This window comes from Variovorax sp. KBW07 (assembly GCF_003852515.1).
Classification (GTDB): Bacteria; Pseudomonadota; Gammaproteobacteria; order Burkholderiales; family Burkholderiaceae_C; genus Variovorax.
The window spans coordinates 1-22,107 of sequence record NZ_QAJK01000039.1 but is presented as its reverse complement, the minus strand read 5'-3'; the positions used below and the strand labels follow the sequence as shown (position 1 = coordinate 22,107).

At 68.4% G+C, this 22,107-nt stretch carries 25 protein-coding genes; 14 read left to right on the top strand and 11 right to left on the bottom strand.

Annotation, left to right across the window (positions count from 1 at the left end; genetic code table 11):
* Window positions 1-90: 90 nt before the first annotated feature.
* The 4 genes from DBV14_RS08590 (at window position 91) to DBV14_RS08575 (ending at window position 3,016) form a co-directional block, all read left to right on the top strand.
* Window positions 91-1,008, top strand: coding sequence for a 2-dehydro-3-deoxygalactonokinase (locus DBV14_RS08590; RefSeq protein WP_124458770.1), 918 nt, complete (start codon window positions 91-93; stop codon window positions 1,006-1,008).
* Window positions 1,005-1,667, top strand: a complete 663-nt coding sequence (locus tag DBV14_RS08585) for a 2-dehydro-3-deoxy-6-phosphogalactonate aldolase (RefSeq protein ID WP_124458769.1) — start codon at window positions 1,005-1,007, stop codon at window positions 1,665-1,667. Before DBV14_RS08590 ends, DBV14_RS08585 begins: the two co-directional genes overlap by 4 nt.
* A 52-nt stretch (window positions 1,668-1,719) precedes the next feature.
* Entirely contained in the window at window positions 1,720-2,457 is a 738-nt protein-coding gene (locus tag DBV14_RS08580; RefSeq protein WP_124458768.1) for an aldolase, read from the top strand.
* Window positions 2,458-2,686: 229 nt separating this feature from the next.
* Entirely contained in the window at window positions 2,687-3,016 is a 330-nt protein-coding gene (locus DBV14_RS08575; protein WP_124458767.1) for a hypothetical protein, read from the top strand.
* Between the two features lie 98 nt (window positions 3,017-3,114).
* On the opposite strand, the gene DBV14_RS08570 is transcribed toward DBV14_RS08575, so the two are convergent.
* The 4 genes from DBV14_RS08570 to DBV14_RS08555 form a co-directional block, all read right to left on the bottom strand.
* Window positions 3,115-3,834: an SDR family oxidoreductase gene (locus DBV14_RS08570; protein WP_124458766.1), complete on the bottom strand. Its 720-nt coding sequence runs from the start codon at window positions 3,832-3,834 to the stop codon at window positions 3,115-3,117.
* Window positions 3,835-3,862: 28 nt separating this feature from the next.
* The gene (locus DBV14_RS08565; RefSeq protein WP_124458765.1) at window positions 3,863-5,296 is read right to left on the bottom strand and encodes an MATE family efflux transporter; all 1,434 of its coding nucleotides are present in this window, start codon (window positions 5,294-5,296) and stop codon (window positions 3,863-3,865) included.
* A gap of 58 nt (window positions 5,297-5,354) precedes the next feature.
* Window positions 5,355-6,671, bottom strand: coding sequence for an MFS transporter (locus DBV14_RS08560; RefSeq protein ID WP_124458764.1), 1,317 nt, complete (start codon window positions 6,669-6,671; stop codon window positions 5,355-5,357).
* 134 nt (window positions 6,672-6,805) lie between these two features.
* Window positions 6,806-7,261, bottom strand: coding sequence for a MarR family winged helix-turn-helix transcriptional regulator (locus tag DBV14_RS08555; protein WP_124458763.1), 456 nt, complete (start codon window positions 7,259-7,261; stop codon window positions 6,806-6,808).
* A gap of 75 nt (window positions 7,262-7,336) precedes the next feature.
* Between DBV14_RS08555 and DBV14_RS08550 the strand changes: the two genes are divergently transcribed.
* From DBV14_RS08550 to DBV14_RS08535, 4 genes are all read left to right on the top strand, one after another.
* On the top strand, window positions 7,337-7,888 hold the full coding sequence (locus DBV14_RS08550) for a PaaI family thioesterase (protein ID WP_124458762.1): 552 nt from the start codon (window positions 7,337-7,339) through the stop codon (window positions 7,886-7,888).
* 177 nt (window positions 7,889-8,065) lie between these two features.
* Window positions 8,066-9,130: a Fe(3+) ABC transporter substrate-binding protein gene (locus tag DBV14_RS08545; protein ID WP_124458761.1), complete on the top strand. Its 1,065-nt coding sequence runs from the start codon at window positions 8,066-8,068 to the stop codon at window positions 9,128-9,130.
* 37 nt (window positions 9,131-9,167) lie between these two features.
* Entirely contained in the window at window positions 9,168-10,850 is a 1,683-nt protein-coding gene (locus DBV14_RS08540; RefSeq protein ID WP_124458760.1) for an iron ABC transporter permease, read from the top strand.
* On the top strand, window positions 10,847-11,530 hold the full coding sequence (locus DBV14_RS08535; RefSeq protein WP_124458759.1) for an ABC transporter ATP-binding protein: 684 nt from the start codon (window positions 10,847-10,849) through the stop codon (window positions 11,528-11,530). The genes DBV14_RS08540 and DBV14_RS08535 overlap by 4 nt, the downstream gene beginning before the upstream one ends.
* 21 nt (window positions 11,531-11,551) lie before the next feature.
* Here DBV14_RS08535 and DBV14_RS08530 read toward each other — a convergent pair whose 3' ends face one another.
* Window positions 11,552-12,397 carry an FkbM family methyltransferase gene (locus tag DBV14_RS08530; RefSeq protein ID WP_185545969.1) on the bottom strand — a complete coding sequence of 282 codons (846 nt, stop codon included), beginning with the start codon at window positions 12,395-12,397 and terminating at the stop codon, window positions 11,552-11,554.
* Between the two features lie 162 nt (window positions 12,398-12,559).
* Here DBV14_RS08530 and DBV14_RS08525 point away from each other — a divergent pair, with 162 nt between their 5' ends.
* From DBV14_RS08525 to DBV14_RS08515, 3 genes are all read left to right on the top strand, one after another.
* Window positions 12,560-13,243 carry a glutathione S-transferase family protein gene (locus tag DBV14_RS08525; protein ID WP_124458757.1) on the top strand — a complete coding sequence of 228 codons (684 nt, stop codon included), beginning with the start codon at window positions 12,560-12,562 and terminating at the stop codon, window positions 13,241-13,243.
* A gap of 66 nt (window positions 13,244-13,309) precedes the next feature.
* Window positions 13,310-13,723, top strand: a complete 414-nt coding sequence (gloA, locus tag DBV14_RS08520; RefSeq protein ID WP_124458756.1) for a lactoylglutathione lyase — start codon at window positions 13,310-13,312, stop codon at window positions 13,721-13,723.
* A 33-nt stretch (window positions 13,724-13,756) separates the two neighbouring features.
* Window positions 13,757-14,314 carry a DUF1697 domain-containing protein gene (locus tag DBV14_RS08515; RefSeq protein ID WP_124458755.1) on the top strand — a complete coding sequence of 186 codons (558 nt, stop codon included), beginning with the start codon at window positions 13,757-13,759 and terminating at the stop codon, window positions 14,312-14,314.
* A 16-nt stretch (window positions 14,315-14,330) separates the two neighbouring features.
* Here DBV14_RS08515 and DBV14_RS08510 read toward each other — a convergent pair whose 3' ends face one another.
* The 4 genes from DBV14_RS08510 to DBV14_RS08495 form a co-directional block, all read right to left on the bottom strand.
* Window positions 14,331-15,059, bottom strand: a complete 729-nt coding sequence (locus tag DBV14_RS08510; protein WP_124458754.1) for a haloacid dehalogenase type II — start codon at window positions 15,057-15,059, stop codon at window positions 14,331-14,333.
* A 5-nt stretch (window positions 15,060-15,064) separates the two neighbouring features.
* Window positions 15,065-15,709 (bottom strand): bifunctional 4-hydroxy-2-oxoglutarate aldolase/2-dehydro-3-deoxy-phosphogluconate aldolase, encoded by a 645-nt coding sequence (gene eda, locus DBV14_RS08505; RefSeq protein ID WP_124458753.1) that lies wholly within the window; start codon window positions 15,707-15,709, stop codon window positions 15,065-15,067.
* Window positions 15,700-17,535: a phosphogluconate dehydratase gene (gene edd, locus DBV14_RS08500; protein WP_124458752.1), complete on the bottom strand. Its 1,836-nt coding sequence runs from the start codon at window positions 17,533-17,535 to the stop codon at window positions 15,700-15,702. Before edd ends, eda begins: the two co-directional genes overlap by 10 nt.
* Window positions 17,536-17,739: 204 nt before the next feature.
* Window positions 17,740-18,294, bottom strand: coding sequence for an OmpA family protein (locus tag DBV14_RS08495; RefSeq protein WP_124458751.1), 555 nt, complete (start codon window positions 18,292-18,294; stop codon window positions 17,740-17,742).
* Window positions 18,295-18,429: 135 nt separating this feature from the next.
* On the opposite strand from DBV14_RS08495, the gene DBV14_RS08490 reads away from it, so the two are divergent.
* Complete coding sequence (locus DBV14_RS08490) at window positions 18,430-19,179, top strand: gamma-glutamylcyclotransferase (protein WP_124458750.1); 750 nt, start codon at window positions 18,430-18,432, stop codon at window positions 19,177-19,179.
* Window positions 19,176-19,712, top strand: coding sequence for a superoxide dismutase family protein (locus DBV14_RS08485; RefSeq protein ID WP_124458749.1), 537 nt, complete (start codon window positions 19,176-19,178; stop codon window positions 19,710-19,712). Before DBV14_RS08490 ends, DBV14_RS08485 begins: the two co-directional genes overlap by 4 nt.
* Before the next feature lie 48 nt (window positions 19,713-19,760).
* Here DBV14_RS08485 and DBV14_RS08480 read toward each other — a convergent pair whose 3' ends face one another.
* Window positions 19,761-20,330 (bottom strand): NTP transferase domain-containing protein, encoded by a 570-nt coding sequence (locus DBV14_RS08480; protein ID WP_124458748.1) that lies wholly within the window; start codon window positions 20,328-20,330, stop codon window positions 19,761-19,763.
* Between the two features lie 11 nt (window positions 20,331-20,341).
* Here DBV14_RS08480 and pdxH point away from each other — a divergent pair, with 11 nt between their 5' ends.
* On the top strand, window positions 20,342-21,013 hold the full coding sequence (gene pdxH, locus DBV14_RS08475; RefSeq protein ID WP_185545968.1) for a pyridoxamine 5'-phosphate oxidase: 672 nt from the start codon (window positions 20,342-20,344) through the stop codon (window positions 21,011-21,013).
* Between the two features lie 27 nt (window positions 21,014-21,040).
* Here the strand turns inward: pdxH and DBV14_RS08470 are convergent, their stop codons facing one another.
* Window positions 21,041-21,991, bottom strand: a complete 951-nt coding sequence (locus DBV14_RS08470; protein ID WP_124458746.1) for an AEC family transporter — start codon at window positions 21,989-21,991, stop codon at window positions 21,041-21,043.
* Between the last annotated feature and the right edge of the window lie 116 nt (window positions 21,992-22,107).

Genomic DNA, 22,107 nt, shown 5'->3' with positions numbered 1-22,107 from the left:
CGGTGTCAGTCGCACAAGCCCAAGAATGACCCCGCTCCCGACCCCGACCCCAACCCCAAGCAACCCGGAACACAAAGCAAAATCGCCGACATGACAAGACTGGTAGCAATCGACTGGGGCACGAGCTCACTGCGCGGCGCACTGCTGGACGCCGACGGCAAAGTGCTTGAAGAGCGCAGCGACGCGCGCGGCATTCTCACGGTGCCCGAAGGCGGCTTTCCCGCTGTTTTCGAAACGCTCTTCGGCGACTGGATGCGCCCCGAAGGAACGCGTTGCCTCATCTCCGGCATGGCCGGCAGCAAGCAGGGCTGGGTCGAGGCGCCGTATTGCGCCTGCCCCGCCGGCCGCGTCGAAGTCGGCCGCAAGATCATCCACATCGATGCCATTCCCGGCGCGCGCATCGCCATCGTGCCGGGCCTCAGCGACGAGCATGATGGCGTGCCCGATGTGATGCGCGGTGAAGAAGTTCAGATCTTCGGCGCCATGACGCTCACCGGCCTCAGCGACGGCGTGTTCGTTCTGCCCGGCACTCACAACAAGTGGGCCACGGTGAAGAAAGGCCGCGTCGCCGGGTTCCGCACCTACATGACCGGCGAGTTCTATGCGCTGCTGAGCCAGCACTCGATTCTTGCGCGCACGCTCGATGCGGCGGCACCGCTCGATGAGGCTGCTTTTCTCGAAGGCGTGACGCGCTCCGAAAACGGCCATGGGCTGCTGCACAACGCCTTCGGCGCGCGCACGCTCGCGCTGTTCGAACGCATGCCGAAGCCCGAGCTTTCGAGCTATCTCTCGGGCCTGCTGATCGGCGAAGAGCTTCGCACGCAGTCGCTGCACGCGGCCGGCGAAGTGGTGCTGATCGGCTCGCCCGCCCTCACCCAGCGCTACACGCTGGCCTTGCGTGCCACCGGCGTCGCCACGCGCACGCTCGGGGCCGAAGCCACCTGGGCCGGACTGCATGCGCTGTCGGGCTTTCTGGCGGCGGACGACAAACACACGACACAACCATGACGAACACACATCTCTCCGCCCCCACTGCTCTCGAAAAATTCAGCGCCGCCATGGGCGAGCTGCCACTGGTGGCCATCTTGCGCGGGCTCTCGCCGGCCGAGGCCGCCGACGTGGGCGATGCCATCGTGGAGTCCGGCTTCCGGCTGCTCGAAGTGCCGCTCAATTCGCCGCAACCGCTGGACAGCATCGCGCTGATGCGCACGCGCTTTCCACAGGCACTGGTCGGCGCGGGCACGGTGCTCGAAGCACGGCAGGTGCGCGAGGTCCATGCGGCCGGCGGCGAGCTGATCGTGTCGCCCAACTTCAACGCCGAGGTCATCGCCGAGGCCGCGCGCCTGGGCATGGTCTGCCTGCCGGGCGTGCTGACGCCGACCGAGGCCTTCGGCGCGCTCGCGGCCGGTGCCACCGGGCTCAAGCTGTTCCCCGCCGAACTGGCCTCGCCCGCCGTGGTGAAGGCGCTGCTGGCGGTGCTGCCGTCGGGCACACCGGTGATGCCCGTGGGCGGCATCACGCCAGCGAACATGGCCGTGTGGCGCGCGGCGGGCGCGGCGGGCTTCGGCATCGGTTCCGCGCTCTACAAGCCGGGCAAGCAGGCCGCCGCCGTGCGCGACGATGCGAAGCAATTCGTCGCGGCCTGGACCGGCGTGATGCGCGCCTGATCCGCCCCTTTTTACCCACGACCCTGCCCCAAAGAAAAAAGAAGGAGACCCGATGTCCGCCGATGCCACCTACGCCAGCCCCGCCGTGCGCAAGCTGCGCGAAGACCTCGCCCTTGCCCTTCGCGCCGCCGCCCATCACGGGCTGTCCGAAGGGGTCTGCAACCACTTCAGCGTGATGCTGCCGGGCGCGCAAGACCGCTACCTGATCAACCCGCGCGGCCTGCACTGGAGCGAGATCGGTGCCGACGACATCGTGCTGATCGACGTGCACGGCGAAGTGCTCGCCGGGCGCCATCGCGTGGAGCCCACCGCGCTTTTCATCCATGGCGCGGTGCACCGGCTCACGGGCCATGCGGTGGTGCTGCATTGCCACATGCCCTATGCGACGGCGCTCACGATCACGGTCGACCGCGCGCTCGACCCCACCGCCAGCCAGAACGCGATGCGCTACATGAACCGCATCGCGGTCGATGCCGAATACAACGGCCTTGCGCTCGACGATGCTGAAGGCGAACGCATTGCGCGCGCAATGTCGGGCAAGGACGTGGCCTTTCTTGCGAACCACGGCGTGATCGTGGCGGGCGCCACCATCGCACACGCTTACGACGATTTGTATTACCTGGAACGCGCGTGCCTGCACCAGGTGATCGCGCAGTCGACCGGGCGCCCGCTGGCGCCGGTGAATGCCAAGCTGGCCGCGCATGTGGCGGCGCAGATCCAGGGCGAGCGCGAGCAGTCGGACCTGTTCTTCGAAGCGCTGCGCCGCATGCTGCCGCCACCGCGCGGCTGAGCTGCGAACGAACGCACACGTTCACGGCCTGTTGGCCTACAACCAACGGCACACCCGGAGCGGTGCCTCGCGGGTGCCGAAGCACTTAGGATGACTGCATGCCCGGCAAGCGCGCACAACGTACAGCGCGCATGGGCTTACAGCTCTTCATCCGATTTCGCTTCAGCCTTACACAAGGTTCACACAAGGCAGCGACGATGAGGCTTCCAACCACTCCACGGGAGTCGCCATGAAAAAACTCAGTTTCGCATTCGCCGCCGCAGCCCTGCTGTCGCTGGCGGCAGTTACCGCCCCGGCACAAGCCCAGACCGGCGGCCGCTTCATCCAGGCCCAGGTGTACGTGGTGCCGGCACCGCCGCCGCACCGCCGCTACTACGCGCCGCCGCCTCCGCCGCGCCACTATCACGGCCCGCGCTACTACCATGGGCCGGACCGCTACTACGACCGCGGCGGCCGCCGCTGGGATGACCGCCGCCACTACAGCGGCCGCCGTGACAACGACGGAGACGGCGTGCCCAACCGCTACGACCGCCGCCCCAACAACCCGTATCGCAACTGACAGGCTTCGGCCTTCCGTCCGATGCATGACCCGGGCCGCGCGCCCGGGTTCTTGTTTGTGGCGTTGCGGCCTGCCTATGACTTGGCCTGTGCCCCGGCCTATGCCTTGACCGGCGCCGCGGGCGGAACCACATAGGCCGGCGTCTCGCTCGACAGCCCCTGCTTCAGCTGGCGCGTGACCGCGTCGGCCAGCACTTCGGGCTTGCCGGCCTCGACACCCTCCAGCGCCTGCCGCGCCACATCGTCCGGCGATGCCTTGGCGCCAGGCACATGCGCGGCCATGTCGGTGTCCATGAAGGCCACATGAAGGCTGGTGACCTGCGTGCCCTGCCCCGCCAGTTCATTGCGCAAGCCGTTGCTCAGCGACCAGGCCGCCGACTTGGTCGCGCTGTACGTCGCCACACCGGGAAAGGTGGTCCAGCTCAGGGCCGACAGCACGTTGACCACGGCGCCGCCGCCGTTGGCCGCGAGCACCGGCGCAAAGGCCTGCGTCAGCGCCCAGGGGCCGAAGAAGTTGGTTTCGAACTCGGCGCGCGCGGCATCGACCGCACCCGTGCTCAGCAAGTTCGATCCGCGCGAAATGCCCGCGTTGTTCACGAGCAGCGTGACGTCGCCGCAGGCCGCCACGGCCGCCTCGATCTGCGCGGCCTGCGTCACGTCGAGCGCCACCGGCGTCACGCCTGCCAGCGTGATGCTCTTCGGATCGCGCGCGGCACCGTAGACCTTGCGCGCCCCGGCCGCCAGCGCGGCCTTCGCGAAAGCCAGCCCCAGGCCGCGGTTCGCGCCGGTGATGAAGACAACGGAATCCTTGATTTTCATGGGAGCCTTTCGGTGAAGAAAAATCGGGTCAGGCCTGCGCCACGCGGCGCAGCAATCCGTTGGTCGTGCGCGGCCAGCCCACGCGGCCGAACCACGCACCGCCGGCAATGGCCGATGCGATCACGATGCCGTACACCACCAGCGCCACGCCCTGCGCCGCGAACACGCCGGTAAGCCCGCCGCCCCAGCGCAATGCCAGCCAGCCGCCCGTGCCCGCCACGGCCAGCCGCGCGATGTTGCCAAGCACCGGCCACAGCAACCGGCCCGCGCCCTGCGAGGCGAAGTACAGCACCAGCCCGACACCGAAGAAGCCGTACAGCGGCCCCACCACGCGCAGGTAGTGCGCGCCGGTCTCGAGCATCACGGGGTCGTTGCCGAACAGCAGCAGCCACGGCCGCGGAAAGAACGCAGCCGCGAGGCCGATGGTTTCGGTCAGCGCAAAGGCCAGCCCGGCGCCGGCCCAGGTGGCGCGCAACGCACGCTCGCGCTGCCCCGCGCCCATGCAGGTGCCGACCATCGCGACCAGCGGCGCGCCCAGGCCGAACACCAACGGCACCAGCAGGTATTCGAGCCGCGACGCCGTGCCGTAGCCGGCCAGCGCGCCGGAACCGAAGTGCCCGGTCAGTGCGGTGGCAATGCCGATGGACAGGTTGGTGGCCACGGTCGACACCGTGCCCACCAGCCCGATGCGCAGGATGTCGCGGAACAGCGGCCAGCGCAGCTTCAGCGCCTCCAGCGTGGGCCGCAGCAGGCTGCGCGGCGAGCGCAGGTAGACGATGAGCGCGATGGAGCCCAGCAGGTAATACAGCAGCAGCGCCATCGCGCCGCCGGCGATGCCCATGCCCGGCAGCGGCCCGATGCCGAAGATGAGCAACGGCGACGCCGGAATGAGGAACACCACGCCCACCACCGTCACGTTGGCCGGCACCGACATGTTGCCGGTGCCGCGGATGATGGCCGAGAGCGAGTTGAACAGCCACACCAGCACCGCGCCCGCAAAGACCCAGTTGGAGTACGTGAGCGCCGCGTCGAGCGCGGGGCCCGTGCCGCCCATGATTCCGTAGAGCCAGCGCCCGCCGAGCAGCAGCGCCAGCGTGAAGCACAGGCCGAAGCCCAGCGCGATGACGATGGCGTGCCACACCAGCGCATCGGCGTCGGCGCGCCGGCGTGCGCCGAGCGCGCGGGCAATCGACGAGGCAATGCCTCCGCCCATCGCGCCGCTGGAGGTCATCTGCATCAGCATGACGATGGGGAACACCAGCGCCATGCCCGCAAGCGCATCGGTGCCGAGCTTGCCGACGAAGTAGGTTTCGATCAGGCCGACGGAAGCCTGCGCCACCATCACCAGCACGTTGGGCGCGGCGAGGCGCAGCAGCGTGGGCACGATGGGCGCTTCGAGCAGGCGGCGCGTGCGCGGGTCGAGGTCGGCCGACGAGGCGGTGGAAGAAGTTGCGGTGGACATGGCGGTGCGGGCTGTGCGTGATGCGCGGGGTGCGCGGGTTGCGTTCTTCGTGGCGTGCTCAGGCCCGAGCCGCCGCCGATGGCGTGACCGGCGCACCGGTCTTGGCGGCCGGGCGGCGGATCATCATCACGATCAGCGCGGCAACCAGGCAGGCGGCGCCCGCTGCGTACAGCGCCGGGGTGTAGGTGAGCAGCAGCGTGCGCGCAAAGCCGGCGCCATAGGCGGCGGTGGCGGCGCCCAGCTGGTGCGCGGCAAAGATCCAGCCGAACACCAGGCCGACCTTGGCCGGGCCGAAGGTGGCGCCCGCGAGCTTGACGGTCGGCGGCACGGTGGCGATCCAGTCGAGGCCGTAGAACATCGCGAAGAGGCCCAGGCCGTAGATCGTGAATTCGGAATGCGGCAGCCAGAACAGCGACAGCCCACGCAGGCCGTAGTACCAGAACAGCAGCTTGCGGTTGTCGTAGCGGTCCGAGAGCCAGCCCGAAAGAATGGTGCCCACGAAGTCGAAGGCGCCCATCATGGCCAGCACCGACGCGGCCGGCACGGCACCCATGCCGTTGTCGCCGCACAGCGAGATGAAGTGCGTCTGCACCAGGCCGTTGGTGCTCAAGCCGCAGATGAAGAAGGTGCCCGCAAGAATCCAGAAGGTGCGGTTGGTCGAGACTTCCTTCAGCACGCGGAACGGCGTGGCGAAGTTCATGGCCGGGGCGGCAACGGCGGGCGCCGCCGGCTGGGTGCCGGGCACTTCACCGTAGGGTAGAAGGCCGATGTCCGACGGCCGGTTGCGCATCAGGCACAGCGCGAGCACGCCGATCAGCACGCTGCCGATCACGATCGGCACGATGGCCGAGCGCCAGCCCCAGTGCTCGATCATCCAGGCCGCAAACGGCAGGAAGGCCAGCTGCCCCGTGGCCGAGCTGGCCGTGAGCATGCCGATGACCAGCCCGCGGCGCGCCACGAACCAGCGGTTGGCCACCACCGCGCCGAGCACCAACGCCGTCATGCCGGTGCCCAGGCCCAGCATCAGGCTCCACAGCACGAACAGCTGCCACAGCTGCGAGGCCATGGTGACCAGCGCCATGCCCAGGCCGACCAGCGCAAGGCCGGTACAGATCACCGCGCGCAGGCCGTAGCGTTCCATCAGCACGGCGGCGAACGGGCCCATGAGGCCGAACAGCGCAAAGCGCAGCGCGAGCGCCGACGAGATCTGCCCGGTGCTCCAGCCGAACTCCTTGGTCAGCGGCTGCAGCATGGCGCCCGGCAGGCCCAGCGCGGCCGACATGGTCAGCATGGTCAGGAAAGTGATGGCGGCGACGATCCATCCGTAGTGGATGCCGCGGCGCTGGAGCCATGCGGAGACTTGGGTGGCGAACATGGGACCTCGGCTGTTTGAATGAGATGTGGAGGAGCAAAAAGGCAAGAAAAACGCACTCGCGCGCGCAGCCTTTGCGCGCGACAAGGAAAAGATGTGTCGTGGGTATCGGAGGTGGCGGTCGGGGTGGAAGACGCTCAGTCGTCGATGGCCGGCTCGTCATCGGCGCCGAGCAGTTCCATCGCTTCGTCGATCAGCTGGTGCAGCGCGAGCACGCGCTCCACGCCAAACAGCGCATTGATCTTCTGCTGAGCCGCCTTCCAGTACTGCTGTGCTTCGCGGCGCTTGGCCTCGCCGGCCTCGGTGAGCTGCACCAGCAGGCTGCGTGCGTCGGCGCCGGCACTCTGCGCGATGAAGCCCGCGGCAATCAGCGGCTGCAGGTTGCGGCTCAGGGTCGAGGCGGTCATCTTGAGCTCGCCCGCCAGGTCGACCGGGCGCGAAGGACCGAGCCGCGCCAGCTGCGACAACAGCGAGTACTGCGTGGTCTTCAGGCCGCTTTGCGACACCTCGGCGTCGTAGTGCTGCGACAGTCGGCGCGACAGTTGCCGCACCTTGAAACTGGTGCAGCCGCGGGGCTTGGTGGGTGTGTCCATGGGGTATTATTGTATGTGCAACTATTGCATATGCAATTTACCCACCCCAACAAAGCCCCCAGAAGGAACACAGGCATGACGACGAACCCCATCAACCAGCTCGACGCATGGATTGCCGAAGAGCGACTGATTACCGACCGCCTCGACGGCGGCCCAGGCCCCGGGCTGGCGCGCCCCGACCAGATCGCCGACAAGACCGGCCTGGAGGTCATGCAGGCCATGCTGAACGGCGAAATTCCCTATGCCGCGATTGCCAAGACGCTGGACTTCACCATCCTTACCGTGAGCAAGGGCGTCGCCGTGTTCCAGGGGACGCCGCTGCCGCAGCACCTGAACCCGCTGGGCACCATCCACGGCGGCTGGGTCGCGACCATGCTCGATTCGGCCCTGGGCTGCTCGGTCCACACCATGATGCCGCCCGGCCGCGCCTACACCACCGCCGAACTGAGCGTGAACTACGTGAAGGGCCTCACGCCCAAGGTGCAGCGCGTGCGCGCCGAAGGCAAGGTGATCCACTGCGGCAAGCAGCTCGCCACGGCGGAGGCCCGGCTGTTCGGGCCGGATGGCACGCTGTACGCGCACGCGACGACGACCTGCCTTGTGTTCGAGATTCCGCCTGCGCGCTGAAGGGGCGAGCACAAGAAAGCGGCATCGCGCATCCGCCCCTAGTAGGCCTTCGACCTGTAAGTCCAAAGGCAGCGCGCTCCCTCCCCCCAGTGATAATTATTCTCATCCTCGGCGGCGCGGCCCTGCGCCGCCGCTGATTTTTTTCCAGAACACGTCACTGCTCCCGGAGGATCCTTCATGACCGAACGCTCCCGCGTCCAAGGCCGCCGCGCCGCGCGCGCACTGCTCGGCGCCAGCGCCACCTGGCTGGCCGTCACCGCCCTGCCCGCACAGGCCGCCGCCGACGAACTCACGCTCTACACGACGCGCGAGCCCGCGCTGATCCAGCCGCTCATCTCGGCCTTCAGCGCGCAGAGCAACATCAAGGTCAACACCGTGTTCGTGAAAGACGGTCTGCTGGAGCGCGTCAAGGCCGAAAGCGCACGCTCGCCGGCCGACGTGCTGATGACGGTGGACATCGGCAACCTGATGGACCTGGTCGATGGCGGCGTGACGCAGCCGGTCAAATCGGCCGCGCTCGAATCGGCCATTCCGGCCAACCTGCGCGGTGCCGACGGCCAGTGGTTCTCGCTGTCGCTGCGCGCCCGCGTGCTGTACGCCGACAAGAGCCAGCCGCTGACCAGCTTCCGCTACGAAGACCTGGCCAACCCGAAGTACAAGGGCAAGGTCTGCATCCGCGCCGGCCAGCACCCCTACAACACGGCCCTGGTGGCCGCGCTGATCGCGCACGACGGCGAGGCCAAGGCCGAGCAGTGGCTGCGCGGCGTGAAGGCCAACCTGGCACGCAAGGCGACGGGTGGCGACCGCGACGTGGCGCGCGACATTCTCGGCGGCATCTGCGACGTGGGCCTGGCCAACTCGTACTACGTCGGCCAGATGAAGAGCGCCAAGGAAGGCACCGACGCGCGCAAGTGGGGCGACGCCATCAAGGTGGTGCGCCCGACCTTCGCCAACGCCAAGAGCGGCGGCACGCACGTCAACATCAGCGGCGCGGCCGTGGCCAAGAACGCGCCGCAGCGCGCCAACGCGGTCAAGCTGCTCGAGTTCCTGGTGTCGGAGCCGGCACAGTCGCTCTACGCGCAGGCCAACTACGAATACCCGGTGCGCAAGGGCGTGGCGCTCGACCCGATCATCGGCCAGGCCATCGGCGAGCTGAAGGTCGATCCGCTGCCACTGACCGAAATCGCCAAGTACCGCAAGCAGGCCAGTGCGCTGGTCGACAAGGTCGGCTTCGACCAGTGACCGGCATGGCCGGGCACGCCTTGAAAGTGCCTGAAGAATGTTGTCGATAGCACGGCGCCAGCCGCCGGGCCTGCATGCCGCGGGCCCGGCCTGGCGCTGGACGTCGTTGGCCATCGCGCTCGGCGTGCTCGCGCCGGTGCTCACGCTGGCATGGCTTGCGTTCGGCTCGGGCGTGGGGCACTGGGGCCCGCTGTTCGCGCACGTGCTGCCGCAGGCAACGCTTAACACCGCCGTGCTGCTGGCCGGGGTCGGCACGCTGGTGCTGGTGATCGGCACCGGTTGCGCGTGGCTGGTCACGGCGCACGACTTTCCGGGGCGCGGCACGCTGCACTGGGCGCTGCTGCTGCCGCTGGCGATGCCGACCTACATCGTCGCCTTTGCCTACCTCGACCTGTTGCATCCCATCGGCCCCGTGCAGGGCGCGATCCGCTGGATGCTGGGCTTCGACAGCCCGCGCCAGTTCCGCCTGCCCGACCTGCGCTCGATGCCAGGCGCGATCTTCGTGCTGGGCTTCGTGCTCTACCCGTACGTCTACATGACGGCGCGCGCGATGTTCATGACGCAGCCGGCGCACCTGATGGAAGCCGCGCGCACGCTGGGCGAGAGCCGCAGCGGCGCCTTCTTTAGAGTCGCGCTGCCGCTGGCAAGGCCGGCGCTGGCCGTGGGCCTGAGCCTGGCGCTGCTCGAAACGCTCAACGACATCGGCGCCTCCGAATTCCTGGGCGTGAACACGCTCACGGTGGCGGTCTACACCACATGGATCACGCGCTCCGACCTGGCCGGCGCGGCGCAGATTGCCTGCGCGATGCTGTTCATGGTGGTGGCGCTGGTCTGGCTCGAACGCAACGGCCGCCAGCACCAGCGCTTCGGCTCGGCGCAGCGCATGCGCGCCGTGCAGCCGAAGCGCCTGCATGGCGGCGCGGCGTGGGCCGCCACCGCCACGGCCTCGCTGCCGGTGCTGATCGGCTTCGTGGCGCCCGCGCTGTACCTGGTCTGGGAAAGCGCCAAGCGGCTGTACCAGGGGGGCGGCATTTCGCGGGGGCTGGTTGCCAGCCTGGGCAACACGCTGGCGCTGGCAGCCGGTGTCACGCTGGTGGCGGTGGGCGCGGGGTTGGTGGTTGCATGGGCTTCGCGCAGCCAGGGCTCGGGCCCCAACCGCGCACACTGGCAGGCCCGCGTCGCCACGCTGGGTTATGCGGTGCCGGGCACGGTGCTGGCCATCGGCCTGCTCACGCCGGCACTGGCCTTCGATGCCGTGCTGGCCAACGCGCTGGGCCTGCAGGGCCTGCCGCTCATGGGCGCGGGCGTGGTGCTGGTGGTGGCCTGCGCCATCCGCTTCCTGGCGATGCCGGTCGGCGGCATCGAGGCCGGGCTGGCGCGCATTCCGCCGGCCATCGAGCAGGCTTCGCGGCTGCTCGGCGAAACCACCGGCGGCACGCTGCGCCGCGTGCACCTGCCGCTGCTTCGGCCCGCGATTGCGGCCGGCGCGCTGCTGGTGTTCGTCGACGCCATGAAGGAACTGCCGGCCACGCTGCTGCTGCGGCCCGCCAATTTCGACACCCTCGCCACCTGGCTCTATGCCGAAGCCGCGCGCGGCACCTACGAAGAAGGCGCCATTGCCGCGCTGGCCATCGTGCTGGCCGGCCTGCTGCCGGTGGTGCTGCTGGCGCGCAACCAGTTGGGGACATCCTCCGCGATGCCCGACCCGAACAAGACATGAGCTCCCCACTGCATATCGACGCGCTCCAGCTTGCCTACGACACGCCGCGTGGCCTGCACACGGTGGTCGACGGCTTTGCGCTTTCTCTGGCCGCGGGCGACATCGCCTGCCTGTTCGGCCCCTCGGGCTGCGGCAAGACCACGGTGTTGCGCGCCATTGCCGGCTTCGAGCCGGTGCGCGCCGGCACGGTGAAGCTGGGCGACGTGCTGCTGTCTTCCGCGCAGCAGCACCTGCCGCCCGAGCAGCGCCGCGTGGGCATGATGTTCCAGGAGTACGCGCTGTTCCCGCACCTGTCGGCCGCGAAGAACGTCGCCTTCGGACTGCGCCGCCTGGACCGCGCGGCGCAGCAGGCGCGCGTGGCCGAAATGCTGGCGCTGGTGGGCCTGGCCGAAGCCGGCGAGCGTTATCCGCACGAGCTGTCGGGCGGCCAGCAGCAGCGCATCGCACTGGCCCGCGCGCTCGCGCCCTCGCCCGCATTGCTGCTGCTCGACGAGCCTTTCTCGAACCTCGACGGCGGCACGCGCGAACGCCTGACGGCCGAGGTGCGCGGCATCCTCAAGCTGGCGGGCCAGACCGCGATATTGGTGACGCACAACGAGGCCGAAGCCCACGCCATGGCCGACCGCATCGGCGTGATGCACGGCGGCCGCATCACGCACTGGCTGGCCACTGCCGCCTAGCAGCGAGCCAGAGCGCAGCCCTTATGCGGGCTCGCGGCGCTCCACCCGCGGCACGCACCAGCCCTGGTCCACCGACTGCTGCCACGTCTTTCCCTCGGCAGCCAGCAAGCCCGCGACCGAGAACTTTTCGCGAGGGGTGCAGAGCAGATCGAACGACGTGCCGCCCGGGAAAAGGTTTTCTCGCGAGCCCTTGTGGTTCTCGTCGAGAAACAGGGGCGTCAGGTAGTAATGGCAGTCGTACCCCAGCCCGCCCAATCGTTGGCACACCTCCTGCGAAATATCGCCGGGCCCGTACTGCGCGAGGAACTCCAGAAAGATGGCGGGGCGGTGACGCTCGATCGTCTGCCAGGCGCCGTGCAGCATCTCCAGTTCGAACCCCTCGATGTCGGCCTTGATGAAATCGAGCCGTTCCAGGGCCAGCGAGTCGATCGCGCGCAAGGGCACCCGCTCATTGACCTCGCCGCGGCTGTGGCACGACACCGAACCGAAATTGAACTTTGCGAACGGGTCCATCACGGGAATCTCGACGTGCCCGTCGGCGCGTCCGATTGCTTCGCAGCGGGCGTCGACATTGAAACGCTCGTTCAACGCCAGATTGGCACACAGCAACTGGAAGACGCTGCGTTGCGGCTCGTAGGCGATCACGCGGCCGCGCTCACCCACGGCGCGCGAAAACCAGACCGTGTGCGATCCGATGTTCGAGCCGGCCTCCAGCACGACATTGCCGGGCTCGATCAGCTGGCGAAACAGCAGGATTTCCGCCTCCGACCATTCGCCGTACAGCTCGAGGCTGCGGCCGACGAATTCATCCTGCCGGTTGTAGAGAAATGTTCCGTGGCGACCGGAAGTCAACCTGTAGATCTGCAAGGCCCTCTCCCCGTTTTTTTGCTCGAACAGCGAAGAATTCTAGGTGGCTGTCCCGCAATGCCATCGGCGCGCGCCCGGCCCAATGGGCTTTTCTGGAAAAGGTTGTTCAAGACCGCAAGAATCGCGGCGATCCGAAACACCCCAACCGAAAACGGAAACCCCATGTCGCAACAGCCCCTCACTCTCGTCAGCCACCTGCTGTGCCCCTACGTCCAGCGCGCCGCCATTGCACTGAATGAGAAAGGCGTGCCCTTCGAGCGCGTCGTGATCGATCTCGCGAACAAGCCCCAGTGGTTTCTCGACATCTCGCCGCTCGGCAAGGTGCCGCTGCTGAAGGTGCGGCGACCCGACGGCAGCGAGGCCGTGCTGTTCGAAAGCAACGTGATCTGCGAGTACCTCGAAGAGACGCAGCCCGGCGCGCGCCTGCACCCCGAAGACCCGCTCACCCGTGCCGAACACCGCGCATGGATGGAGTTCGGCTCGGCCATCCTCGGCGACCTGTGGGGTTACGAAACCACGCAGGATGCGGCCATCTTTGAACAGAAGCGGCTCGCGCTGGTCGCGAAGTTCGAGCGGGTCGAAGCGGCACTGGGCGCCGGCCCCTACTTTGCCGGCGCAAGCTTCAGCCTGGTCGACGCGGTGTTCGCGCCGGTGTTCCGCTATTTCGAGGTGTTCGATGCCCTGCACGACTCACACATCTTCGATGCGCTGCCCAAGGTGAATGCGTGGCGCCAGGCATTGGCGGCGCGCCCCAGCGTGCGCAACGCGGTCGTGCCCGAGTATCCGCAACACCTGATGGACTTCCTGAAGCACCACCAGGCCCATCTGCTGACGCTGGCCGCTTGATCGTGCCGCGCAGGCAGGCCGACAATAGCGGCCTTCCCCTTCGATAAAACCAAACGGCTCCACGAGATGCGACTTCTTCACACCATGCTGCGCGTTGGCAACCTCCAGCGCTCCATCGATTTCTACACCAAGGTGCTCGGCATGAACCTGCTGCGCACGTCGGAAAACCCCGAGTACAAATACAGCCTGGCCTTCATCGGCTATGGCAAGGGCAACCCCGACCAGGCCGAGATCGAACTCACCTACAACTGGGGCACCGAAAGCTACGAGCTGGGCACCGCCTACGGCCACATCGCGCTCGGCGTGCCCGATGCCTACGCGGCCTGCGAGAAGATCAAGGCGGCGGGCGGCAACGTGACGCGCGAAGCCGGCCCGGTCAAGGGCGGCACCACCGTCATCGCCTTCGTGACGGACCCCGACGGCTACAAGATCGAGCTGATCCAGCGTGACGAAAGCGCCGCCGGCGGCGGCCTTCGCTGAAGCGCCACGGGCATCGACAAGACACATCCGTCCATGGCAAGCCCGAAGAAGAAAACCGCCGCCACGCGCCATGTCGCGCTGCTGCGCGGCGTGAACGTCAACGGCATCACGATAAAGAGCGCCGACCTGAAGGCGCTGTTCGTCGAACTCGGCTTCGGCGCGGTGCGCACCGTGCTCGCCAGCGGCAACGTGCTGTTCGATACCGACGAGAGCGATGCCGCCGAACTGCGCGCGCGCATCGAGCAGGCGCTGCGCAAGCGCTTCGGCTACGACGCGTGGATCGTGCTGCTCACGCAGAAGGCCGTGGCCGACATGGCGGCGGGCTACCCCTTCGAGCGCATCGACGAAGAGCGGCACCCCTACCTGGTGTTCGGCTCCGACCCCGCGATGCTCGATGAAATCATGAAGGCGGCCAGCACGTTCGACGCCACCGTCGAGCGCCTGCAGCGCGGCAAGGGCGTGCTCTATTGGCAATGCCCGCGCGGCGAAAGCACCGACACGCCGGTCTCGAAACTGCTGGCGAAAACGCGCTACAAGTCGAGCACGACCGCGCGCAACCTGCGCACGGTCGAGAAGCTGCTGACCGACTGAGGCGGCCTGCAGATCATCAGCAGCCGAGCAGGTCGGCCAGCTGGTTGATGTCGCGCGCGTGCAGGTTGTTGTCCGGCTGCGGCGACACGTCTTTGGGCTTGGCTCGCCCGAACTCGTACGGCCGCTCGATGTAGCCGGTCTTCAGGCCGCACATGCGCGCGGCGGCCAGGTCGTCGTGGTGCGCGGCGGCCAGCATCACCTGGCCCGGCGTGGCGTCGAACACGCCCGCCACGCCCAGGTAGGTGCGCGGGTCGGGCTTGTAGGCCTTGAACACTTCGGCCGACAGCACGCAGTCCCACGGCAGGCCGGCGCGCTTCGCCATTTCGGTGAGCAGGCCGATGTTGCCGTTGGAGAGCGTGCAGATGGTGAACTTCTTCTTGAGCCGCGTGAGCCCTTCCACCGAATCGGGCCAGGCCGGCAGGCGGTGCCAGGCACGGCTCAGGTCGCGCCGGGCGGCACTGTCGAGCCGGTCGGCCAGGCTGAAGTCGCTCAGCACCTGTTCGAGCATGCTCAGGTGCAGTTCGTCGAGCAGCGTGAAGCCGCCCTCGCCCGCTGCGATGCGTTCCATCACGGCCTTCATCGCGGGCTGGTAGCCGGCGCGCCAGGCCAGCGCGAAGGCTGCGCCATCGACGCCCGGCAAGACACGCTCGACCTCGGCGGCAATGCCGCTGTGCCAGTCGACCACGGTGCCGAAGATGTCGAAGGCAATGACCTTCAGGTCGCTCGCGTCGAAATCGGCGGCCATGGCGGTCAGCGCGGCAGTTGGCTCGCGGCGCGCGCCAGTTGTTCGATCAGTGCCCAGTTGCCTTCGCGAATGGCGTCGGCCGGCACGATCCACGAGCCGCCCACGCAGGCCACATTCGACAGCGCAAGAAACTCCGCCGCGTTGCCCGCATGGATGCCGCCCGTGGGGCAGAAGGTGACGTCGCCGAACGGGCCTTGCCAGGCCTTCAGCATCGGCAGGCCGCCGGCTTGCAGCGCGGGGAAGAACTTCAGCTGGGTGTAGCCGTCTTCCTGCGCCGTCATGATTTCGCTGCCGGTGGCCACGCCGGGCAGCAGCGGCAGGCCGAGGTCGTGGCAGGCCTTGCCGACCGCGCGCGTGTAGCCCGGGCTCACGCCGAACTTTGCGCCGGCCAGTGCCGAAGCCTGTGCATCGGCTGCGCTGCGGATGGTGCCGGCACCGGCCACGGCGTCAGGCACTTCCTTGGCGATGGCCTCGATGCACTGCAGCGCCTGCGGCGTGCGCAGCGTGACTTCGAGCATGCGGATGCCGCCGGCCACCAGCGCGCGCGCCAGCGGAATGGCGTCCTTGACGTCGTTCAGCACGATGACGGGGATGACGGGGGCGTCGCGCATCACTTCGAGCGCGGTGAGTTTTTCGGGGTTCATAGCCATGAACAGGCTCCTTCTTCAGCAGTCAATGCATTGCGGCGCATGCCGGCGAACAGTTCGCGGCCGAGGCCGTGTCCGTCGGCGATGCGCTGCGCTTCGGGCAGCGTCGCGGTTTCGCGCGCGGCCCACTCGTCTTCGGGCAACAACACCGCGAGCGTACCCGCCACGGAATCGAGACGGATCAGGTCGCCGTCGCGCACCTTGGCGAGCGGGCCGCCCGCGGCCGCTTCGGGCGAGACGTGGATCGCGGCCGGTATCTTGCCCGACGCGCCGCTCATGCGGCCATCGGTGACCAGTGCCACGCGGAAGCCCTTGCCCTGCAGCACCGACAGCGGCGGTGTGAGCTTGTGCAGCTCGGGCATGCCGTTGGCCTGCGGGCCCTGCCAGCGCACCACGCAGACCACGTCGCGCTCCAGCTCGCCGGCGGTGAAGGCCTTGTGCAGCGCGGCCTGCGAATCGAACACGCGCGCGGGCGCTTCGATGACGTGGCGGTCGTCGGGCACCGACGACACCTTGATCACGCTGCGGCCGAGGTTGCCGCTGAGCAGCTTGAGGCCGCCCGTGGCGCTGAAGGGCTCGGCAACGGTGCGTGCGACGGCGTCGTTCTTCGAGGGCGAGGCGGCGTGCCATGACAGGCGTTGCTCGCCGCCTTCGACCAGCTCCGGGATGTTGGCGAATTCGCGGATGCCGCCGGCGCGCACCGTGAGCACGTCGCCGTGCATCAGGCCCGCATCGACCAGCTCGCCGATGACGAAGCCGGGGCCGCCCGCGGCCTGGAACTCGTTCACGTCGGCACTGCCGTTGGGGTACACGCGGGTCAGCAGCGGAATGATGTCCGACAGTTTCGAGAAGTCGTCCCAGTCGATCACGATGCCGGCGGCGCGGGCCACGGCCACCCAGTGGATCAGGTGGTTGGTGGAGCCGCCCGTGGCGAGCAGCGCGACCATGGCGTTGACGATGCAGCGCTCGTCGACCATTTCGCCGATCGGCGGGCAGCTGAAGGCGGCATCGCCGGCCTTGCCCAGCACCGTGCGCACGGCTTCGCGCGTGAGCGTTTCGCGCATCGCGTCGCCGGGCTGGATGAACGCCGTGCCGGGCACGTGCAGGCCCATGGCTTCGAGCAGCATCTGATTGCTGTTGGCGGTGCCGTAGAAGGTGCAGGTGCCCATCGTGTGATAGGCCGCCATTTCGGCGTCGAGCAGGCCCTGCCGGCCCACGAGGCCCTGCGCCGCCTGCTCGCGCACCTTCGACTTGGCGCCGTTCGACAGGCCCGAAGGCATGGGGCCGGCGGGCACGAACACGGTAGGCAGGTGGCCGAAGTGCAGCGCGCCGATGAGCAGGCCGGGCACGATCTTGTCGCACACGCCGAGCATCAGCGCGCCGTCGAACATGTCGTGGGTGAGCGCGATGGCGGTGCTCATGGCGATCACGTCGCGGCTGAACAGGCTCAGTTCCATGCCGGGCGTGCCCTGCGTGACGCCGTCGCACATGGCCGGCACGCCGCCGGCCACCTGCGCGGTGGCGCCGAGGCGGCGGGCTTCGTGCTTGATGATGTCCGGGTAGCCCTGGTACGGCGCGTGGGCCGAGAGCATGTCGTTGTAGGCGGTGACGATGCCGAGGTTGGGCGCGCGCTCGGCTACCACCCTGAACTTGTCGTTGGCCGGAATGCCGGCAACGGCGTGCGCCACGTTGGCGCAGCCCATGCGGTCGGAGCCGCGATCGCGGGCGCGGATTTCGGCCAGCCTGGAGAGGTACGCGCTGCGCTGCGCATGGCTGCGCTCGCGAATGCGATCGGTGACGTCGCGAACGGTGGGGTGTGTGCTGCTCATGGGGGTCTTGGGCTCTTGCTGCGTGTCGCCGGTGCGACTGTGGGCCTGGAGGCCCATCGTACCAAGTTGACGGCAAAGGGCTGATGAAATCCGGGCGCCGAACAATACGAATTTACTCAGGCATGGCCAGCGGGACCGGCAGGGCCGCGGACGCAAAAAAGCCCGGCATCACCGGGCTTTTTCTTGTGCCTGCGAACGGGGCGCTCAGTCGATGAGCTTCACCTCGACGCGGCGCGCCTCGGCGTTGTTGCCCGAGCCGGCCGTGACGGCGGGCTTCTGCAGGTCGACCTTGTCGGCCGGCACGCCCAGGCCGGTGAGCACGTCGCGCACCATCTGGGCGCGCTTCTTGGCGAGTTCCTCGTTGATGGCCGCGTCGCCGGTGGTGTCGTGGAAGCCCGAGACCACCGCCTTGTGGCCGCTCTCGACGCCCTTGATGACCGCGGCCAGCGCCTCGGCGGCACCCGGTGCCAGGTCAGCGCTGCCGGTCGCGAAGTAGAAGTTCACCACGCCGTTGACCACGCGGATGCTGGCGCCATCGGGGATGGTGACCGTCACCGTCTCGGTCACTTCGGCCAGCTTGGTTTCCTGCCCCGGTGCCGGCGCCGAAACCACCACCCCGGGCTTGGCCTGGGCCACCGGCACGCTGGTGTTGTGGCCCTTGTGCCAGAGCACGATGCCCACCACGAAGAAGATCACCAGGGCAATCAGCGCCATCAGGAATCCGAGGATGAAATTTTGCTGGCTGTCGTCGTCGCTCATTGCGGGTCTTGCTCCGTAGGAAAGAGGTCGGTAAATAATGGTGCGGTGAACCATGATCACGAAATTGTAGGCGCCGGTCCTGACACCCCCGTGTCGGACCCCGCGCCGAACCCCGGCCCGCCGGGACTCGACCCGATGCCCAAGCCCCTGCGCGACCCGCAGCCGATGCTCGAGCGCGCCATTGCCGACTGGGGCGGGCACGACGACCTCTGGCTGTTCGGCTACGGCTCGCTGATCTGGCGGCCGGAATTCGGATTTGTCGAACGGCGGCCAGCCTGGGTGCATGGCTGGCACCGCGCGCTGAAGATGTGGAGCCGCGTCAACCGCGGCAGCGTCCAGACGCCGGGGCTGGTGTTCGGGCTGCTGTCGGGCGGCAGCTGCCGCGGCATGGTGTTCCGCGTGCCGAAGGCCGAAGGGCTGGAAACGCTGAAGCGGCTCTGGCTGCGCGAGATGCCGACCGGCGTGTACGACCCCAAGTGGCTGCGCTGCGGCACGGCCGAAGGCAACGTGAGCGCGCTGGCCTTCACGCTGTCGCGCCGCAGCCCCAACTACACGGGCGAACTGAGCGAAGAGCGCTACCGCCACATCTTCACCCACGCCGTGGGCCGCTACGGCAGCTCGCTCGACTACGCGCAGCAGACGCTGCTGGAGCTGCAGCGGCATTCGATCCACGATGCGGCGCTGGCCCGGCTGGTGGCGCTGGCGCCCACGCCGCAAGAAGCTGCGGCAGCGCAGGCGCCGCAGGCACAACCCCAATCCGCGCCCGCCGCCGATTGCGGCGCGCCGCCGGCTCCGGTATATGTTCCGGGGTCCAGCGACAACAACAACGCTTCTCCCCGAACTTCTTCTTCCCAACCTTCCGGACCGTCCAAGGAAAACAAATGAACCATCGTCGTCTCATCGCCACCGGCACCGCCCTCCTCGCCACCGCAGTCCTGGCCGCCTGCGGCAGCATGGGCGGCAAGCCGAGCACGGCCGTCGAGCTGGTGCCGACCGCCGTGATCACGCCCAACCCGACGCGCGGCACGGTGACCTTCACCGCCCTGGAGCATGGCGTGCGCGTGTCGGGCGAAGTGCGCGGCCTGGTGCCGGGCAGCGAGCACGGCTTCCACATCCACGAAAAGGGCGACTGCGGCGACAACGGCAATGCCTCGGGCGGGCACTTCAACCCGACCGGCGGCACGCATGGCAAGTTCGCGGCACCGGGCAGCCATGCCGGCGAACTGCCGAGCCTTGTGGCCGACGCCGCCGGCGTGGCGCGCTTTCGCGTCGACGACCACTCGATCTCGCTGACCGATGGCGCCGCCAACAACGTGGTGGGTCGTGCGCTGGTCGTGCACCGCGACCGCGACGATTTCACGACGCAGCCGGCCGGCAACTCCGGCCCGCGCATCGCCTGCGCGGTGATCACGCGCTGAGGCATTGATTCGCTGATCGGCTGAGCCGCCGACCCGGAGGCGGGCAGCTCAGCGGCGGGCCGAGCGCTCGATCCAGAGCGCTTCGGCGCGCGCCAGGGCTTCGGGCGTGTCGATGTCGGTCACCACGCCCACATCGTCCACCACCAGGTCCGCTACCGAATCGATAGCGCGCATCGACCGCAGGATGGACGATGCGCCCAGGCTCCCCTCCAGCGTCGAGAGTTGCGCATGGCAACCGGCCGCAAAACCGACCGGGTGCCCGCGCTCCCCCAGGTACTGCGGCTGCACCGCATTCACCCGGCCGCCGAGCGCCGCGGCCACCGCCCGCAACGTCTCGGGCTGCACCAGCGGCAGATCGCCCGGCAGGATCAGCCAGCCCCTGGCATCGGGCGTGGCACGCACGGCGGCGGCGATGGAATCGCCCATGCCCGGATGCCCGATGTCTTCGAGGTGCCACGGCAGGCCGCTGGCACGCACCGCGTCGAGCGTGCGCTCCAGCACCGGCTTGCCCGCGAGCATCGCCTTCAGCTTGGAGCCCGTGCCGCCTGCCGCAATGAAGCGCTCGCCCCGGCCCGAGGCCAGCACGATCACTACCGGGGAATTCGCCTTGGTCGTCATGGGCCGAGTATGTGCGCAACAATTCGGTCATGACTTCTTCTCCAACCAACGAAACGCTGGCCGCGCTGCGCAAGAGCTACGAGCGCGCCGAACTCGGCGAGGCGCACAGCGCCGGCGATCCGCTGAAGCAGTTCGAGCGCTGGCTCACCGAGGCCATCGACTCGCAAGTGCCCGAGCCCAACGCGATGACGCTGTGCACCGTGGGCAGCGACCTGCGGCCTTCGAGCCGCATCGTGCTCATCAAGGGCTACGACCCGCGCGGCGTGGTCTGGTACACCAACTACGAAAGCCGCAAGGGCCGCGAACTGTCAGGCAACCCGTATGCGTCATTGCAGTTCCACTGGGTCGAGCTGGAGCGCGTGGTGCGCATCGAAGGCCGCGTCGAGAAGGTGGACGCCGCGGAAAGCGACGCCTACTTCGCGAGCCGCCCGCTCGACTCGCGCATCGGCGCCTGGGCCAGCCCGCAGAGCGAGGTGATCAGCGGGCGCGACGTGCTGGTGAAGAACGCCGCCGTGTTCGCCGCCAGGCACCTGCTCTCGCCGCCGCGCCCGCCGCACTGGGGCGGCTACCGCCTGGTGCCCGACCGCTGGGAGTTCTGGCAGGGCCGCAAGAGCCGGCTGCACGACCGGCTGCGCTACCGGCTCGAAGCCGGCGAGTGGGTGCGCGAGCGGCTCGCGCCCTGATCCGGCCCGATCCGCCCCGCCGGTCGGTCAGGGAAGCCACTGCACCCACACCATGACCAGCGTGAGCGTGCCCAGTGCCAGCACCGTCGACACCGCGACGCTGGCCGTCACCAGGTCTTCGGCGGTGCGGTAGCGCTGCGAGAACAAAAACACATTGGCGCCGATGGGCAGCGCCGCCGCCACCACCATCACGGTGAGCGGAATGCCGCGCACGCCCAGCAGCCAGCCGATGCCGGCCACCAGCAGCGGATGCAGCAGGTTCTTGACCAGCGCCTGCACCAGCGCCCCGCGCCAGTGCCGCCCGATGGGCGTGAGCGCCAGCGTGATGCCCACCATGACCAGCGCCACCGGCCCGAAGGCCTGCCCGAGCAGCTGGATCGGCTTGTCAATGACTTCGGGCATGGTGAGCCCGGTCTGCGCGAACAGCAGGCCGGCCATGATCGGCAGCGGCACGGGGTGAATGATGGCGTTGCGCAAGGCGCGCAGCACGGTGCGCGCCATCGAGCGTTTTTCCGCGCCGCTGACCACGGCATGCTCGCGCGCGACGGCCAGCTCGAGCACCAGCGTGGCGCTGGTCATGAGCACCAGGGAGTGCAGCGAGATCAACGTGAGCAGCACGACCATGCCGGCTTCGCCATAGGCGAGGCCGATGAGGGCGATGCCGATCATGACGGTGTTGCTGTAGGTGTTGGCCAGCGCAATGACGGCGGCCGTGCGATTGAAGCCACGCAGCGCGAGCGTGCCGGCGAACAGCAGGCCGGAGGCAATGAAGTAGGCCGCAACGGGCTTGAGGCTGAGCTGCTCGACGTGGACGGTGCTCATGGCACGAAAGAGGAGCGCGGGTGCGAGCAGCAGAAAGATGAGGTTCGACAGGTCCTTGACGGCGTTGCCACCGATCCAGCGGCGCTTGCCGGCAAGGTAGCCCGCGGCGATGAGCAGAACGACGGGCAGCAGGGAGGAGATGACGAACGAATTCACCCTGTCGAGGATAGCCGAGGGGCGTGTTTGCCTTCGGTCCGTTGCGGGGGCTCTTTGCTCTTGGCGCTGCTGTTTGGGTGCGGGCGCGGGTGCGGGGTCATCTTTGGCGCGTGCGA

What these genes read in the sequence shown, in the direction of transcription:
- DBV14_RS08590 (WP_124458770.1), top strand. Translation starts at nt 91, where the DNA reads ATGACAAGACTGGTAGCAATCGACTGGGGCACGAGCTCACTGCGCGGC.
- DBV14_RS08585 (WP_124458769.1), top strand. Translation starts at nt 1,005, where the DNA reads ATGACGAACACACATCTCTCCGCCCCCACTGCTCTCGAAAAATTCAGC.
- DBV14_RS08580 (WP_124458768.1), top strand. Translation starts at nt 1,720, where the DNA reads ATGTCCGCCGATGCCACCTACGCCAGCCCCGCCGTGCGCAAGCTGCGC.
- DBV14_RS08575 (WP_124458767.1), top strand. Translation starts at nt 2,687, where the DNA reads ATGAAAAAACTCAGTTTCGCATTCGCCGCCGCAGCCCTGCTGTCGCTG.
- DBV14_RS08570 (WP_124458766.1), bottom strand. Translation starts at nt 3,834, where the DNA reads ATGAAAATCAAGGATTCCGTTGTCTTCATCACCGGCGCGAACCGCGGC.
- DBV14_RS08565 (WP_124458765.1), bottom strand. Translation starts at nt 5,296, where the DNA reads ATGTCCACCGCAACTTCTTCCACCGCCTCGTCGGCCGACCTCGACCCG.
- DBV14_RS08560 (WP_124458764.1), bottom strand. Translation starts at nt 6,671, where the DNA reads ATGTTCGCCACCCAAGTCTCCGCATGGCTCCAGCGCCGCGGCATCCAC.
- DBV14_RS08555 (WP_124458763.1), bottom strand. Translation starts at nt 7,261, where the DNA reads ATGGACACACCCACCAAGCCCCGCGGCTGCACCAGTTTCAAGGTGCGG.
- DBV14_RS08550 (WP_124458762.1), top strand. Translation starts at nt 7,337, where the DNA reads ATGACGACGAACCCCATCAACCAGCTCGACGCATGGATTGCCGAAGAG.
- DBV14_RS08545 (WP_124458761.1), top strand. Translation starts at nt 8,066, where the DNA reads ATGACCGAACGCTCCCGCGTCCAAGGCCGCCGCGCCGCGCGCGCACTG.
- DBV14_RS08540 (WP_124458760.1), top strand. Translation starts at nt 9,168, where the DNA reads ATGTTGTCGATAGCACGGCGCCAGCCGCCGGGCCTGCATGCCGCGGGC.
- DBV14_RS08535 (WP_124458759.1), top strand. Translation starts at nt 10,847, where the DNA reads ATGAGCTCCCCACTGCATATCGACGCGCTCCAGCTTGCCTACGACACG.
- DBV14_RS08525 (WP_124458757.1), top strand. Translation starts at nt 12,560, where the DNA reads ATGTCGCAACAGCCCCTCACTCTCGTCAGCCACCTGCTGTGCCCCTAC.
- gloA (WP_124458756.1), top strand. Translation starts at nt 13,310, where the DNA reads ATGCGACTTCTTCACACCATGCTGCGCGTTGGCAACCTCCAGCGCTCC.
- DBV14_RS08515 (WP_124458755.1), top strand. Translation starts at nt 13,757, where the DNA reads ATGGCAAGCCCGAAGAAGAAAACCGCCGCCACGCGCCATGTCGCGCTG.
- DBV14_RS08510 (WP_124458754.1), bottom strand. Translation starts at nt 15,059, where the DNA reads ATGGCCGCCGATTTCGACGCGAGCGACCTGAAGGTCATTGCCTTCGAC.
- eda (WP_124458753.1), bottom strand. Translation starts at nt 15,709, where the DNA reads ATGGCTATGAACCCCGAAAAACTCACCGCGCTCGAAGTGATGCGCGAC.
- edd (WP_124458752.1), bottom strand. Translation starts at nt 17,535, where the DNA reads ATGAGCAGCACACACCCCACCGTTCGCGACGTCACCGATCGCATTCGC.
- DBV14_RS08495 (WP_124458751.1), bottom strand. Translation starts at nt 18,294, where the DNA reads ATGAGCGACGACGACAGCCAGCAAAATTTCATCCTCGGATTCCTGATG.
- DBV14_RS08490 (WP_124458750.1), top strand. Translation starts at nt 18,430, where the DNA reads ATGCCCAAGCCCCTGCGCGACCCGCAGCCGATGCTCGAGCGCGCCATT.
- DBV14_RS08485 (WP_124458749.1), top strand. Translation starts at nt 19,176, where the DNA reads ATGAACCATCGTCGTCTCATCGCCACCGGCACCGCCCTCCTCGCCACC.
- DBV14_RS08480 (WP_124458748.1), bottom strand. Translation starts at nt 20,330, where the DNA reads ATGACGACCAAGGCGAATTCCCCGGTAGTGATCGTGCTGGCCTCGGGC.